Source organism: Nocardia heshunensis (assembly GCF_054782115.1).
The window spans coordinates 1,184,552-1,199,242 of record NZ_BAAGTC010000004.1 but is presented as its reverse complement, the minus strand read 5'-3'; the positions used below and the strand labels follow the sequence as shown (position 1 = coordinate 1,199,242).

Below are 14,691 nucleotides of genomic sequence, written 5' to 3'. Positions count from 1 at the left end.
ACTGGTTATAACCAGCCGAAACTACGGTGAACATCTTTCAGAACTGGATAGTTTCCAGCCGCACTGCATAACTACCAACCGAAGGGCCCGCCCAGCGCACTCGACGGGCCCACCGCCGGTTATTTGCTCAGCACACCGAAACGGAACTTCGAGGATGGGTCCAGCGTCGAATCCACGCCCTGCACATCCTTGCCCGCCACCGCGATCTGGTTACCGGTCAGCAACGGCACGATGGGCAGGTAATCCGCCATCAGGTCGTGCTGCAGGGTGGCCAGCACGGCGGCCCGCTTGGCCGGATCCCCTTCGGTCAGTTCGGCATTCAGCTCGGCGGTGATCTTGGGATCACCGAAGTGGTTGCGCAGGAAGTTGTCCTCGGTGAAGAACGGACGCAGGTAGTCGTCGGCGTCCGGGTAGTCTGGGAACCAGCCGAACTGGAACACCGGGTAGCCGTCGGAGGAACGCGCCTTCTGATACGCGACCCACTCGGTGGACTGCAGGTTCACCTTGAACAGCCCGGTGGCCTCGAGCTGGTTCTTGATCGCCGCGTACTCCTCCGAGCTGGCGGAGCCGTAATGCTCGGTGGTGTATTGCAGGTTCAGTTCGACCGGTGTGGCCATCCCCGAGTCGGCGAGGAACTTGGCGGCCGCGTCCTTGTTCGGCTTCGCCCCGTAGATATCCTTCAGTGCCTCGGTCGCACCCGGAACACCCTTCGGGACAGGCGAATACAGCGGCGACCAAGTGCCCTTGAAGACGCTGGCGGCCAGCGCGTCACGGTCGATCGCGGTGGCCACGGCCTTGCGCACGGCCAGCTTCTGCGCGGGGTTGCCGCCGGGCTGGGTGTTGAGGTTGAACACGATGTAGCGGGTGTCGCCGCCCGGCGACTGATGCACGGTCACCTTGCTGTCATTGCGCAGCGAGTCCAGGTCCGTCGGGGACAGCGTGTGCCAGACGACATCGATATTGCCCTGCTGCACATCGAGTTTCATGTTCGATGCCTCGGCGTAGTACTTCACCGTGACGGTGTCGGACTTGGGCTTGCCGAACAGGCCGTTGTAGTCCGGATTCGACTTGTACTCCACCAGCTTGTTCTTGTCGTAGCTGGAGATCGTGTACGGGCCGGAGAAGGGCTTGGCCTTCACGATGTCCTCGTCGGCCATGACCTTGTCGGCCGGGAACACCTTCTCGTCCACGATGGCCGCCGCCTGGGTGGGCAGGATGGCCGGGAAGGTCTGGTCGTTGGCCTGCTTGAGGGTGAAGTTGACGGTCTTGTCGTCGGGGGCGTCGGTGCTGGCCAGGTTGTCCAGCAATGCCTTCGGGCCCTGCGGGTCGTCGATCTTGACCATGCGGTCGAAGGAGAACTTCACGCTCTTGGCGGTGAGCGGGTCACCGTTGACGAACTTCAGGCCCGGCTTCAGGGTGCAGCTGTAGACGGTCGGGGAGGTGAACCCGCACTTGTCGGCCGCATCGGGTTTCGGGGTGGCGTCGCCCGCCGGGAAGTTCATCAGGAACTGGTAGACCTGGGTTTCGGCCAGCAGCGAACCATTGTCGTAGGCCTTGGCCGGATCGAGTGAGGTGACCTTGTCGGTGGTGCCGACCAGGATGCCGGCGCTGCCCCCGCCGCCACCCGTCTTCCCGGAACCACACCCGGCTATCGCAAACACGGCCAGGCCGGCGAAGCCGACCGCCGCAACTTTTTTCGCGCGCATGTACTGCCCTTGCTCTCGAACACGCAGCGCCGGCGGCCGGGTCACGGGCCCGCCGCGCTGCGGTGGACATCTCTTGGCTGGGCACAGTATCGACCGGTTATAACCGGAGTGTTGCGTTTCTGGACAATCGGTACATAAATTGCGCCATCCGCGCGCACACGCCGATGGCGCAACTGCGCCACCGGATTTCCCTGTTCAGAGCGGGAAAAGCACAGTGCCCGCCCGCGATTACGCGGACGGGCACTGAAAAGCGCTGGTACTACGGGCGGCTCAGGGCCGAGGCGTTGGCGTTGTCGGCCAGCAGCTCCGACTCGGTAGCGCCCGACAGCATCCCTTCGAGCACGTTCTTGCCGATGGCCGATTCGACCGGCAGCGCGATCGGGTAGTCACCGTCGAAGCACGCCGAGCACAGGCGCGAGCGGGGCTGCTCGGTGGCGGCGATCATGCTGTCGATGGAGATGTAGCCGAGGGTGTCCGCGCCGATGGAGCGACGCACCCCGTCCACCATGTCGTCGAGGCTCTCCCCCGCGATGCCGTCCGGGCCCGCGCCATTGGCGATCAACTCCGCGCGGGAGGCGAAGTCGATGCCGTAGAAGCACGGCCACTTGACCGGCGGCGAGGCGATCCGCACGTGGATCTCCAACGCGCCCGCCTCGCGCAGCATGCGAATCAAGGCCCGCTGGGTGTTGCCGCGCACGATGGAGTCGTCCACCACGATGAGCCGCTTGCCGCGGATGACCTCGCGAAGCGGGTTGAGCTTCAACCGGATTCCGAGCTGGCGGATGGTCTGGCTGGGCTGGATGAAGGTGCGGCCCACATAGGCGTTCTTCATCAGGCCCTGCCCGTAGGGCACACCCGAGCCCTGCGCGTAGCCGACGGCCGCGGGGGTGCCGGACTCCGGCACCGGGATGACCAGGTCGGCCTCGATGGGATGCTCGGCGGCCAGGCGGCGGCCGATGTCCACGCGGGTGGCGTGCACCGAGCGACCGGAGATGGTCGAGTCGGGCCGGGCCAGGTAGACGAATTCGAAGACGCAACCCTTGGGGGTCGGGTTGGCGAAGCGCAGCGAGCGCACCCCGTCCGCGTCGATGGCGAGCAGTTCGCCCGGCTCGATGTCACGGACGAAGGACGCGCCGACGATGTCGAGGGCCGCCGTCTCGCTGGCAACTACCCAGCCACGATCGAGGCGGCCCAAACATAGTGGGCGCACGCCGTGCGGATCACGCGCGGCGTAGAGCGTGTGCTCATCCATGAAGGTGAGGCAGAAGGCGCCCTGCAGCGTCGGCAGCAACTCCATGGCTGCCTGCTCGATGCTCTTGTCGGCCGCCGCGTGCGCGAGCAGCGCGGTGACCACGTCCGAGTCCGAGGTGGCGGCGATGGTGCCCGCCAGACGGCCGGTGACCAGGCCGAGTTCCCGTGCACGCGCGCTCAATTCCGCGGTGTTGACGAGATTTCCGTTGTGGCCCAGGGCGATTCCCGTGCCGACCGCGGTGGTGCGGAAGATCGGCTGGGCGTTCTCCCAGGTGGTGGATCCGGTGGTGGAGTAACGGCAGTGGCCGACGGCCACATGGCCGGGCATGGCTGCCAGCGTTTGTTCGTCGAAGACCTGGCTCACCAGGCCGAGATCCTTGAAGACCAGCACCTGCGAACCGTCGGCGACAGCGATACCCGCCGCCTCCTGACCCCGGTGCTGCAATGCGTAAAGTCCGTAATACGTGAGCTTTGCCACATCTTCGCCCGGCGCCCAGACTCCGAACACGCCGCACTCTTCGCGCGGTTCGTTCTCGTCCTGGTCGGGGGTGGTGGCAGCGGGGGGGAGAGACACCAGTTTGCTCCCTGTTCGGCGGGCTGGGGGCGTGAGCCATTCTACGGGTAACCGCAAGGCAACCCACCGTTGGGATAACCGAGATGGCACGAGGTTTGCTGTTAGCGTTCGACCGTGACGAGCACCGAGACCACCGGGGGCACGGAACCCGCCGCCCCGCGCCGGCATTTGAGCCCGATCAGGTGGGCATTCCCCATCGTCGTCGTGACCCTGCTGGCCTCGCTGCTGGGTGTGATGTACCTCGATTACGTGGTCGATCCGGAGAAGAATCTGCACGACTTCCCGATCGCACTGGTGAATCAGGATGTCGGTGACGATATCGGTGGCAAGCATGTGAACTTCGGCGATCAGGTCGCCGATGGTTTGCAGAAAGCGGTGCCGTCGGATCAGATCAATCTGCAGGTGCTCGGCATCACCGAGGCGCAGTTGCGCATGCAGTCGGCGCGGGTCTACGGCACCATCATCATTCCCTCGGACTTCACCAAGCGACTCGGCATTCTCGGGGTCGGCAGCGTGGTGCCCGGCGACATCTCCAAGCCGGAGCTCGTCCTCCAGACCAATCCGCGCACCGGCGCTTTCGCCACCGCGGTGGTGCAGAAGTTCGGCGAGCAGGCCTTGACCCAGGTGAACGCGCTGGTCGGCAAGCAGCTGACCGAGCAGGTGAAGGCGCAGTTGGCGCCGCCGCCGGGGGCACCTCCCACCGAATTGACCGCCGCCACCCGGCTGGTCTTGGCACAGCCGCTGAATGTCGTGGTCAACCAATTCTGGCCGCTGCCCGGCGGTTCCGGGGAGGGCCTGACCGCGTTCTTCTACAGTCTGCTACTCCTGCTGGTCGGCATGGTCGGGGCGATGATCATCCACCAGCTCATCGATTCGGCGCTCGGGTTCCTGCCGACCGAATGGGGTCCGTGGTACGTGCACTATCCGCGGGCGTCGATCTCGCGGTTCAAGACGCTGCTGATCAAGTGGTCGGCGGTGGTGGTGATGTCGATCGTGGTGTCGGGCGCGCTGATGGGGATCGCGGACGCGCTCGGCATGCCCATCGACCGGCCGCTGCTGTTGTTCCTCTACGGCGTCCTGGTGATGTGCGCGGTCGGCTTCACCTGCACCTCGATGCTGGCCGCGGTCGGCACCTCCGGCCTGATCATCAACCTGATCATCTTCATCATCCTGGGCCTGCCCTCCTCGGGCGGCACCATCCCGATCGAGGCCACCCCCAAGTACTTCGGCTGGCTGGCCAAGTTCGAGCCCATGCACCAGGTCTTCCTGGGCACTCGCTCGATCCTCTACTTCTACGGCGACGGCCAGGCCGGACTCACCCGCGGCGCCTGGATGGCGGTCCTGGGCCTGGCCATCGGCATCTTCGGCGGCCTGTTCATCACCCGCTTCTACGATCGAAAGGGCTTGGACCGCAAGCCCGTCGACCTCACCAACGCAGGCGGCGGCACCGAGACCGGCGGCGGCCGCCACGCGAAGCCCGCCGACGCCTGACCTGACGGACCCGGCTAGACCGGCACGATCGGCAGCCAGCGGGCGACCTCGCCCGCCCGGCTGCCGGACGCGCTCAACGCCCCCGATTCCAGCGCGTCCTCGAACGCCAGCAGCCCGGTGGCCAGCAACAGCCAAGTCCGAGCATCGGTTTCGACCACATTCGGCGGCGTCCCCCGCGTATGTCGCGGCCCCTCGATGCACTGCACCGCCACGAACGGCGGCACCCGCACCTCCACCGAATGCCCCGGCGCATCCCCCGCCAACGACCGAGCCGTCCCCCGCACCGCCGCCGCGATCTCGGCCCGCCCCGGGGGCGGGGCAGAGTCATCCCGCAGCCACTCCCCCACCGCTGCTACCGCCGCCCGCACCTGAGCCGGATCCACCGCACCTCGCGCCATCCCGCGAGGCTACCCACCTCGTCATTCCGGCGTGCTTTTGGCCGGAATCCACACTGCCCGCGTTGGATCCCAGCCAAAAGCACGCTGGGATGACGAGAGCCGTCAGCGCCGCTCGCGCGACAGTCGGCGGGCCAGCTTCGGTGCGAGCGCGCCGCCCGCGTTCAGGGCCAGGTGCAGCAGAGCCGGGGCGGTCGCACTGCCGGTCGCGCTGCGCAGCCGGTCGAAAACCAGTCCCGCCGCGGTCGTGAGCGCAATGGTGGCGGGTACCGAATCGCCCGCGCCACGGGCCGGTCGGATATGTGCGAGGCCGAAAACCAGTGCGCCGAGCCCGGTTCCGACCCTGTCGCTTCCGGCGCGCGCGGTGGCCTGCTCCAACAGCGGGGTGAGTGTCGCGCGGTAGACGAGTTCTTCGGTGAGGACGGTGCCGCCGGGAATGTGCAGCGCGGTCCATTCGACGGTGTGGACGGCCGGGCCGCGATCGTCGAGCCCGGCCAGGTGGCGGCGGGTGGCCGGAACGGCCAGGGCCGCGGCATATCCCGAGAGCACCAGTCCGCCCGTGATCGCACCGACGCGAAAACCACGTGGTGACAGCCAGTTCGGCGCGCCCTGGAAGGCGGCCGTATACGCGAACGCGAACATTGTGTTGGCGGCGGTGCGGCCGCGAATCTCCAGACCCAGCGCGGGCAGCACCCGATTGCTCCACAGCAGTGGAAGGGCGGCCGCGACAAGAGCTTTGGCGCGCAAGGTCATTTGACCGCGCGTTCGTAGGCTTCCGCCAGTTCGATCTGGACCCGGATGCGTTCGCCGAGTTCGGGGGTCCAGTCCGGGGGTGCGGCGATGGCGGCCCAGCCGTCGAGGACGAGGGAGCCGTAGCGGTGGCCGTGGCCGTCGCTGACGCCCTGGGCATTGATGAGGTCGGCGACCACCTGCCAGAAGGTGACGAAGGGCCACCAGCGCATTTGGGAGGAGACGTCGTTGCCGCGGGGTTCGGAGAGCCAATCCGGTTGGGAGAAGATGAGATCCGAGGACCACCAGACGATGGGGTCCGACGGATGTTGCAGGTAGGCGATGCGCGGCTTGCGCCAGTCCGGCGAGGGCTTGCCCAGATCGGCTGCGGTGGCGCCGAATCGGACCACCAGGCCGTCGGCGTAGATCGGATCCACCTCACGCGTACCCGGGTCACGGCGTTGGACGAACTGCTGCCACAACCGATTCGAGTTGGGCGGGCCCACCCACAGCGCGCCGTCCACCTTGGAGCGCAGGTCGGCCAGCCCGTCGAAGGCCGACTCCGAGCCCTGCGAGCCCAGGGATTCGCCGTACACCAGCAGTTTCGGCCGATGGTCGGCCGGTTTCTGTTCCCAGCGCCGGTACACCGCGTCGAACATCTTGCGGCCGTTGATCGCCACCTTCTGCCGGTCCGCGAGGAACGACAGCACGCTGGGCAGATACGAGTACTGCGAGGCCACGATGGCGGTGTCGCCGCCCCACAGGTATTCCAGTGCGGCGGCGGCTTCCCCGTTCACCCAGCCGGTACCGGTGGTGGTGGCCAGCACCAGCACCTTGCGGTCGAAGGCCCCGGTGCGGTCCAGTTCGGCGACCGCCAGATCCTCCTCGGTGGTGTCCTGGCCCGCCGATTGCAGACCCACGTACACCCGGATCGGTTCGCGCGCGGGCTTTCCCGTCACGGCACTGATCAGCATGGGATCGGGTCCGTGCGAGACGAACCAGCGGCCCTCTGAGCCGAGCGTCTCCCATTTCGCCAGCGAGGCCGGGCTGCCGGAGCGTTCGGGCTTGGTCGGCTGCACCGCGTACGCGGTCATCTTGTCGTTGCGCACACTGAACGCGGAGTTGGCGACCGCGAAGAACGCGCGGGTGGCGACACCGTTGAACAGGGTCACGATGAGCACGGTGAGTAGCAGCGCGCCCACCGCTGGTGCGAAGGCGGGCGGCACCCGCACCCAGCGGCTGAGCAGCCGGGCGGTGAGACGCACGGCCGCGCGCAGGGTCCGGTAGACGGCCACCACGAGCGCGCCGACCGCGAAACTCAGTCCGCCCGTGCGCAGATACGCGGCGCGCGTGGTGCCTTCCATGTCCATGAGGGTGGTGATCTCGCGCTGCCAGTCGGCCGAGAGCACCAGCATGTACCCGGCCACCAGCACGCAGGCGATCACCACGACCACCTTGGCCAGGTACCGCACCCATTCGGGCGGCGTCTCGAGCTTGATGCGCGGCCGAATCCACTTGCGGAACAACCACTGCAGCACACAGCCGACGCCATACCCGATGGCGGCATTGATGCCGGAGATCAGACCCTGGAACAGCCAGTCGCGCGGCACCAGCGACGGCGTCACCGACCAGGCGAAGAAGATGGTCGCCACGACCAGCCCGGTGTGATTGAGGTCGATGATGTCCTCGACGCGTCGCGCGAACACCGCGACCTTGCGACCCCACCCGCGCCGGAACAGCTTCCGGTACGCCACTATCCCGCGCGCGTAGAGCACGGTGCCCCGCGTGCGCAACCGTGTCAGAGCGTCGACGGGTTCGGGCACCCGTCAAGTATGGAGGCAACCGGCCGGAATCCGGGGAGGCCCCGGTGTGAGAGCGGCCATCGACCCGGCGTGTCGGACACGGCATCTACCCATGCCACTCGAGTAGTTGTACGCGGTCGATCATGGCCGCCGGTCGACAGACTCGAGGACCATGAGCACCCCGAACGCCCAGAACAAGAGCACTACCGCGTTTCTGGCTCAGGCCATGATCGCCTTCGGAATCAGCTTCTCCGCCTTGATAATCGGCATCGCCTACCTGCCCTTGGATATGTGGCAGCGCGGATTCCTCCTGATGGCAACGCTGTTCCTGGTGAGCAGCTGCTTCACCCTCGCGAAAGTCATTCGCGATCAGCATGAATCCTCGAAGGTGCACAGCCGTATCGACGAGGCCCGGATGGAAAAGCTGATGGCCGAGCACGATCCCTTCAAGATCAGCTGATCCGCCGTTTTCCCCGCCGCGGCGCGCGCACCCGAGTTAGGCTGCGTCGTTACCTTTGATAAACAAAGGTATTTCGCAATGGGGAGTAAGAAAAGATGAAGATGTCGGTCCTCGGTCGATCGAGTGTCGGGTTCGCTGCCATGGCGGCGGCGGGGGTGGCCTCGATCGTGACGGCCACGACCGCCTCCGCGGGAGTCGTCAATACCCTGCAGTTGCAGCCCTCGACGGCTTACTGCGTCGGCACCACGTACACGATCTCGCTGTCCGCCACCGATGCCACGGCCCTCATGGCCCAGGCGGCGGGCTACGCGGACATCCAGTTCGGATGGGCGACGTATCCGGAGGGTGGCCTCGTCCAAATCGCCATGGTGCCCTATGTGGCGGGTCAGGGCATCACTGTCAATTGGACGCCCACCTACGCGGGAGCCACGACTCTCACGGCGAGCGCCAATGATCCGGTGAAGGGCCCCAACGCGGAGATCGACGACATGCTCGCCCCGGTCAATGTCGTACAGACGGCTCCCAGCGGCGCGAGCTGCACGCCGACCGCACCCGGTGGCGGCAAGGGCGGAACCGGTAGTGCGAGTTCGATTCCGGTGATCGGCCCGCTGCTGGGCAGCCTGTCGCAGTAGTCACCGAACGCGAAAGCCCGCCGAATCCGATACGCGGAGTATCGGATTCGGCGGGCTTCGTCGTTGGGCAGCTACCCGATCAGTGGTCGGAGTTGCCGAACAGGGCCGGGAGGGTGGCCTCGTGGGCGGCGCGCAGCTCGTCCAGCTTGACGCTGAACTGGCCCTGCACCTCGACCGAGTCCGAGCCGTCGTCGACCACGCCGATGCGCACCCACGGCAGGCCGCGGGCATCGCACATCTTGCTGAAGCGGGTCTCCTCCGAGCGCGGCACGGCCACCAGCACGCGGCCCGCGGACTCGGAGAACAGGGTGACGAACGGGTCCGCGCCCTCGGGAAGGATGATGCGGCAGGCGGTTTCGCCGGCCAGCGCGGCCTCCACGACGGTCTGGATCAGGCCGCCCTCGGAGATGTCGTGGGCGGCGGAGACCATGCCGTCGCGGGAACCGGAGACCAGGATGTCGGCGATCAGCTGCTCGCGGGCCAGGTCGACCTTGGGCGGCAGGCCGCCGAGGTGGTCGTGCTCGACCTGCGCCCAGATGGAGCCGTCGAGCTCGTCGCGGGTCTCGCCGAGCAGGATCAGGGTCTCGCCCGGCTCGGTGCCCAGGCCGGTCGGGATGCGGCGGTGCACATCGTCGATGACGCCGAGCACGCCGACCACGGGGGTCGGCAGGATGGCGGTCTGGCCGGTCTGGTTGTAGAAGGACACGTTGCCGCCGGTGACCGGAATGCCCAGCGCCGCACAGCCGTCCGCGAGACCGCGCACGGCCTGCTGGAACTGCCACATGACGCCCGGGTCCTCCGGCGAACCGAAGTTGAGGCAGTTGGTGACGGCCTTCGGCACCGCGCCGGTGACGGCGACATTGCGGAACGCCTCGGCCAGCGCCAGCTGCGCGCCGGTGTAGGGGTCCAACTTGGTGTAGCGACCCGACGCGTCGGTGGCCAGCGCGATGCCGCGGCCGGTCTCCTCGTCGATGCGGATGACACCGGCGTCGGCGTTCTCGGCCAGCACGGTGTTGCCGCGCACGTAGCGGTCGTACTGCTCGGTGATCCACTTGCGCGAGCACAGCTGCGGGCTGGCCAGCATCTTCAGCAGGGTGGCGCGCAGTTCGTCGCCGGTCTTCGGGCGGTTCAGGGCGGCGGCCGAATCCGCGTTCAGCGCATCCTGATCCGCGGGCCGCTGCACCGGGCGCTCGTAGACCGGGCCCTGGTGGGCGACGGTGCGCGGCGGCACGTCCACCACGGTCTCGCCGTGCCAGGTGATGAGCAGGCGGTCGCCGTCGGTAACCTCACCGATGACGTTCGCGTTGACGTCCCACTTCTTGCAGACGGCCATGAAGGCGTCCACGTTCTCGGGCGTCACGACCGCGCACATGCGCTCCTGCGACTCGCTCGAAAGGATCTCGGCGGCAGTCATATTGGCGGCGCGCAGCGGGACCTGGTCCAGGTCGATGAGCATGCCGCCGTCACCGGCCGCGGCCAGTTCGGAAGTGGCGCAGGACAGTCCGGCACCGCCGAGGTCCTGGATGCCCACCACGAGTCCGGCGTGGTACAGCTCGAGACAGCACTCGATGAGGACCTTCTCGGCGAACGGGTCGCCGACCTGGACGCTGGGGAGCTTCTTACGGCCGGAACCGGATTCGTCACCGGAGAAGGAGTCCGAGGCCAGCACGGACACGCCGCCGATGCCGTCGAGGCCGGTGCGCGCACCGAAGAGAATGATCTTGTTGCCCTCACCCGAGGCGAAGGCCAGGTGCAGGTCCTCGACCCGCATGACGCCCGCGCACAGCGCGTTGACGAGCGGATTGCCCTGGTAGGACGGGTCGAACACGGTCTCGCCGCCGACATTCGGCAGGCCCAGCGAGTTGCCGTAACCGCCGACGCCGCGCACCACACCGTCGACCACGCGCCGGGTGTCGGGGTGATCGGCCGCGCCGAAACGCAACTGGTCCATCACCGCGATCGGGCGCGCGCCCATCGCCATGATGTCGCGCACGATGCCGCCGACGCCGGTGGCCGCACCCTGGTAGGGCTCCACGTAGGAGGGGTGGTTGTGCGATTCGACCTTGAAGGTCACCGCCCAGCCGTCGCCGATGTCCACCACGCCCGCGTTCTCGCCGATACCGGCGAGCATCGACGCCTTCATCGCCTCGGTGGTCGTCTCACCGAAGTAGCGCAGGTGCACCTTCGAGGACTTGTAGGAGCAGTGCTCCGACCACATCACCGAGTACATGGCCAGCTCGGCGTCGGTGGGACGCCGGCCGAGGATCTCCTTGATCCGGGCGTACTCATCGTCCTTGAGGCCGAGTTCCTTGTAGGGCTGCGGGTGGTCCGAGGTGGCCGCGGCGTTGCTGACCGTGTCGACGTGGCTGGTCACGGGAATACCAGAGTCCTTTCGGCCGGGCAGGTCGAGAGCGATTGCCGGCGTTGCTGGAAGTCGGCGAGATATACGAACCGAGTCTAATTGCCTGCGTTTTCGTGCTTTACCCCGGCTGTCGCTGTGTTCGAGACCACTTTCTTCGTAGGTTCACACACCCGCGCCCATGAAACCGACCGCGACGGGGTACCCGCTACTCTGAGCCGGTGAACGATCGATCCGGGGTCGCGGATCCGACCGATGAAGCCATGCCCATGCCGGGAAAGCTGACTGCACAGCAGCGAAAGCTGTTGGTGCTGGCGGTCGCGCTGTTCGCGGTGTCCGCGGTGATCAGTTATGTCACCAAGTGGCACGGATACATCGATCTACGGGTGTATCGCAACGGTGCGCGAGCCTGGCTGGACGGGCGGGACCTGTACGGGCCGATGCCCGCGGTCTACGGGATCGGGCTGCCGTTCACCTATCCCCCGCTGGCCGCGCTGTTCTTCGCGCCGCTGGCGCTGATGCCGCTGGCCGTCGCCGAATGGGCGGTGCTGCTGGTGTCGCTCGCGTCGCTGGCGGTGACGCTGTGGCTGGTGCTGGATCGGTTGCGCCCGAGCCTGGCCCGGCCGACCCGGATCGCACTGATCCTCGGCGCGGTCGCGCTGACCCAGCTGCTGGAACCGGTACGCGAGACCTACGGGTTCGGGCAGATCAACCTGGTGCTGATGGCGGCGGTGGCACTGGATTGTCTGGCGCGCAAGCCGTTCTGGCCGCGCGGCATGCTGATCGGCATCGCGGTGTCGGTGAAGCTCACGCCCGGCGGCTACCTGCTCTACTTCCTGCTGCGCAAGGACTGGAAGGGCGCGCTCACCCTGATCGCGTCCACCATCGGCGCGGTGGCGGTGGGATTCGCGATCTTCCCGCACGATTCGGTGCAGTACTGGTTCCACACGCTGTCCGACACCGGCCGCATCGGTCCGCCCTGGTACGCGGGCAACCAGTCCATCAAGGGCTTCGTGTTCCGGCTCGGCTACTCCACCTCGGTGTCGACGGTGCTGTGGCTGATCCTGTCGGTGGTCGCCATCGCGCTGGCCGCGGTGTGGATGAAGCGGCTACTGGACGACGGTGAGACCGTCGCCGCGCTGATGGTGAATGCCGCTGCCGTGCTGCTGGTTTCGCCGGTCTCCTGGTCGCACCACTGGGTGTGGGTCGCGCCCGCCCTGCTGGTCGCCGCGGACGCCGTCGCCCGCGGCCGCCGCAACCCGTGGTTCCTGAGCGCGGTCGGACTGGCCGTGGTCATGTTCGCCATCGGCCCGATGTGGCTGCTCCCGCACAACGGCGATCGCGAACTCACCTGGAACTGGTGGCAGCAGCTCATCGGAAACAGCTACGTACTGTTCACGTTCGGGGCCTTCGTGGTGGCGGCACTGATGTACCGCCCGGCCACGGACCGCGTCGAGCCGGTCGACGCCTAGCGGGTCAGCTCCGGCGTCAGGAACGCCGCCAGCGCGGAGGCGTAGGCGGGAACGTCTGCGGCGCCCATCATTTCGCGGGCCGAGTGCATGGCCAGCTGGGCCGCGCCGACATCCACGGTCGGCATGCCGGTGCGGGCCGCGGTCATCGGGCCGATGGTGGATCCGCAGGGCAGGTCGGCGCGGTGGACGTAGCGCTGCACCGGGACCTTGGCCTGGGCGCAGGCCAGCACGAACGCGCCCGCGCCGGTGGCGTCGGTGGCGTAGCGGAGGTTCTGGTTGACCTTGAGCACCGGTCCGCCGTTGACCTCGATGCGGTGCGCGGGCTCGTGCCGCTCCGGATAGTTGGGGTGCGTGGCGTGGGCCATATCGCCCGAGGCGCAGATCGAACCGGCCAGTGCCGCCAGGTATTCGGCGCGCCCGCCGCCGCGGGTCAGCACGATGCGCTCCAGCATGGTGGGCAGCAGTTCGGATTGCGCGCCGCGGTCGGACTGGCTGCCGACCTCCTCGTGGTCGAACATGGCCAGCACCGGCACCGCCGCACCGGGTTCGGCGATGGCGGCCAGGAAGGCGCGCAGTCCGGCGTAGCAGGTGACCTGATTGTCGAGCCGGGGCGCGCTCACCAGATCCAGGTCGCGGCCGATCAGCTTGGACGGCACCAGATCATGGGTCATCAGCTCCCAGCCCAGGATGGCGTCGGCTTCGATGCCGCAACGTTCGGCCAGGAACGCCAGGAACGAGCGCGGCTCGCCGCCGATCCCCCACACCGCGTTCACATGCCGCTGCGGATCCAGCTGCACCCCGCGCCGATCCTCCGACAGGTGAATGGCCAGCTGCGGCACCCGCAGGATCGGTTCGTCGATGCGAATCAGGCGCTCCCGCACCACATTTCCGTCCCGCACCGACAACCGGCCGGAGATGCCGAGATCGCGGTCGAGCCAGGAGTTCAGCCAGGCCCCGCCGTAGGGTTCCAGCCCGACCAGCTGCCAGCCCGCCGAGGCCAGATCCGGGTGCTGCTTGACCCGCAGATTGGGGCTGTCGGTGTGCGCGCCGACCACCCGGAACGGGGTGGACTGCCCGACCCGGAATCCGGTGGGCGCGCCCGGCCCGCCGTCGGCCCAGGCCACCAGGGAGCCGCCGCGCACCACGTAGTAGCGGCCCGCGCTGCTGGAGGGCCAGGCGGCCGCCTCGGACAGCCGGGTGAAGCCGTGATCGTCGAGTTCCGCTGCGACAGTGCGGCAGACGTGGAACGGGGACGGCGAGGCGTCGATGAATTCACACAGTCCGGCGGCTGTCGCGGTGGTCTCGGCAACGGGCATGTGCACGATCCTAAGCACAGGCGCGTCAGATGGACTCTGGGACTCGCGCCCGGCGCTAGTCCGGCAGCGGCGCTTCGGCGACGCGGCCGAGCAGGCGGACCAGCTCCAGGTAGTCGTCACTTCCGAGACTGCGGCGCATTTCGGCCTCGGCGCGCACCTCCTCGGCCCGCACCTCCTCGACGAGCTCCTCACCGCGACGGCTGAGTCCGATGAGAATGCGACGCCGGTCGTCGGCGGCAGCCACCCGGAAGATGAGGCCGCGCTCGGCCAGATGGTCGGCATGCCGCGTCGCCGACGAAGGCGGCAGTTGGGTGCGCCCGGCCAGCTCGCTCATGGTGATGCCGATGTCAGGGGACAGATTGGTGAGCATGCACCATTGATCCGCGGTGAGTCGGCGCGCACACAAGGCAGCATCCAGGTGACGAAGCCAACTCCGCTCGGCCGCCCGGAGGGCTCCATGCAAGGTGGAAAATCCACCTAGAATTGTCGCCATATTTCCCGCCC

Annotated in this window: 12 protein-coding genes; 4 read left to right on the top strand and 8 right to left on the bottom strand. The window is 67.6% G+C overall.

What is annotated here, in order from left to right; all coding sequences use genetic code 11:
- Nucleotides 1-119: 119 nt before the first annotated feature.
- Nucleotides 120-1,706, bottom strand: a complete 1,587-nt coding sequence (locus ACYVN4_RS18185; RefSeq protein WP_460722477.1) for an ABC transporter substrate-binding protein — start codon at nt 1,704-1,706, stop codon at nt 120-122.
- A 259-nt stretch (nt 1,707-1,965) separates the two neighbouring features.
- Entirely contained in the window at nt 1,966-3,531 is a 1,566-nt protein-coding gene (purF, locus tag ACYVN4_RS18180; protein ID WP_460722475.1) for an amidophosphoribosyltransferase, read from the bottom strand.
- A gap of 114 nt (nt 3,532-3,645) precedes the next feature.
- On the opposite strand from purF, the gene ACYVN4_RS18175 reads away from it, so the two are divergent.
- Nucleotides 3,646-5,022, top strand: coding sequence for a YhgE/Pip domain-containing protein (locus ACYVN4_RS18175; protein ID WP_460722473.1), 1,377 nt, complete (start codon nt 3,646-3,648; stop codon nt 5,020-5,022).
- A 14-nt stretch (nt 5,023-5,036) separates the two neighbouring features.
- Here ACYVN4_RS18175 and ACYVN4_RS18170 read toward each other — a convergent pair whose 3' ends face one another.
- The 3 genes from ACYVN4_RS18170 to ACYVN4_RS18160 form a co-directional block, all read right to left on the bottom strand.
- Complete coding sequence (locus ACYVN4_RS18170) at nt 5,037-5,420, bottom strand: sterol carrier family protein (RefSeq protein WP_460722471.1); 384 nt, start codon at nt 5,418-5,420, stop codon at nt 5,037-5,039.
- 102 nt (nt 5,421-5,522) lie between these two features.
- Entirely contained in the window at nt 5,523-6,170 is a 648-nt protein-coding gene (locus ACYVN4_RS18165) for a CPBP family intramembrane glutamic endopeptidase (protein WP_460722469.1), read from the bottom strand.
- Nucleotides 6,167-7,900 (bottom strand): alpha/beta hydrolase, encoded by a 1,734-nt coding sequence (locus ACYVN4_RS18160; protein WP_460722750.1) that lies wholly within the window; start codon nt 7,898-7,900, stop codon nt 6,167-6,169. The genes ACYVN4_RS18165 and ACYVN4_RS18160 overlap by 4 nt, the downstream gene beginning before the upstream one ends.
- 220 nt (nt 7,901-8,120) lie before the next feature.
- Between ACYVN4_RS18160 and ACYVN4_RS18155 the strand changes: the two genes are divergently transcribed.
- Both ACYVN4_RS18155 and ACYVN4_RS18150 read left to right on the top strand, forming a co-directional pair.
- Complete coding sequence (locus tag ACYVN4_RS18155) at nt 8,121-8,408, top strand: YiaA/YiaB family inner membrane protein (RefSeq protein ID WP_460722467.1); 288 nt, start codon at nt 8,121-8,123, stop codon at nt 8,406-8,408.
- 95 nt (nt 8,409-8,503) lie between these two features.
- A complete protein-coding gene (locus ACYVN4_RS18150) occupies nt 8,504-9,040 on the top strand; it encodes a hypothetical protein (RefSeq protein ID WP_460722465.1) in 537 nt (178 codons plus the stop codon).
- A gap of 79 nt (nt 9,041-9,119) precedes the next feature.
- On the opposite strand, the gene purL is transcribed toward ACYVN4_RS18150, so the two are convergent.
- A complete protein-coding gene (purL, locus tag ACYVN4_RS18145; protein ID WP_460722463.1) occupies nt 9,120-11,414 on the bottom strand; it encodes a phosphoribosylformylglycinamidine synthase subunit PurL in 2,295 nt (764 codons plus the stop codon).
- 206 nt (nt 11,415-11,620) lie between these two features.
- Between purL and ACYVN4_RS18140 the strand changes: the two genes are divergently transcribed.
- On the top strand, nt 11,621-12,871 hold the full coding sequence (locus ACYVN4_RS18140; RefSeq protein ID WP_460722461.1) for a glycosyltransferase 87 family protein: 1,251 nt from the start codon (nt 11,621-11,623) through the stop codon (nt 12,869-12,871).
- Here the strand turns inward: ACYVN4_RS18140 and ACYVN4_RS18135 are convergent.
- Both ACYVN4_RS18135 and ACYVN4_RS18130 read right to left on the bottom strand, forming a co-directional pair.
- On the bottom strand, nt 12,868-14,187 hold the full coding sequence (locus ACYVN4_RS18135; RefSeq protein WP_460722459.1) for a M18 family aminopeptidase: 1,320 nt from the start codon (nt 14,185-14,187) through the stop codon (nt 12,868-12,870). The genes ACYVN4_RS18140 and ACYVN4_RS18135 overlap by 4 nt on opposite strands.
- A gap of 55 nt (nt 14,188-14,242) precedes the next feature.
- Entirely contained in the window at nt 14,243-14,680 is a 438-nt protein-coding gene (locus tag ACYVN4_RS18130; protein ID WP_460722457.1) for a MarR family winged helix-turn-helix transcriptional regulator, read from the bottom strand.
- Nucleotides 14,681-14,691 lie beyond the last annotated feature (11 nt).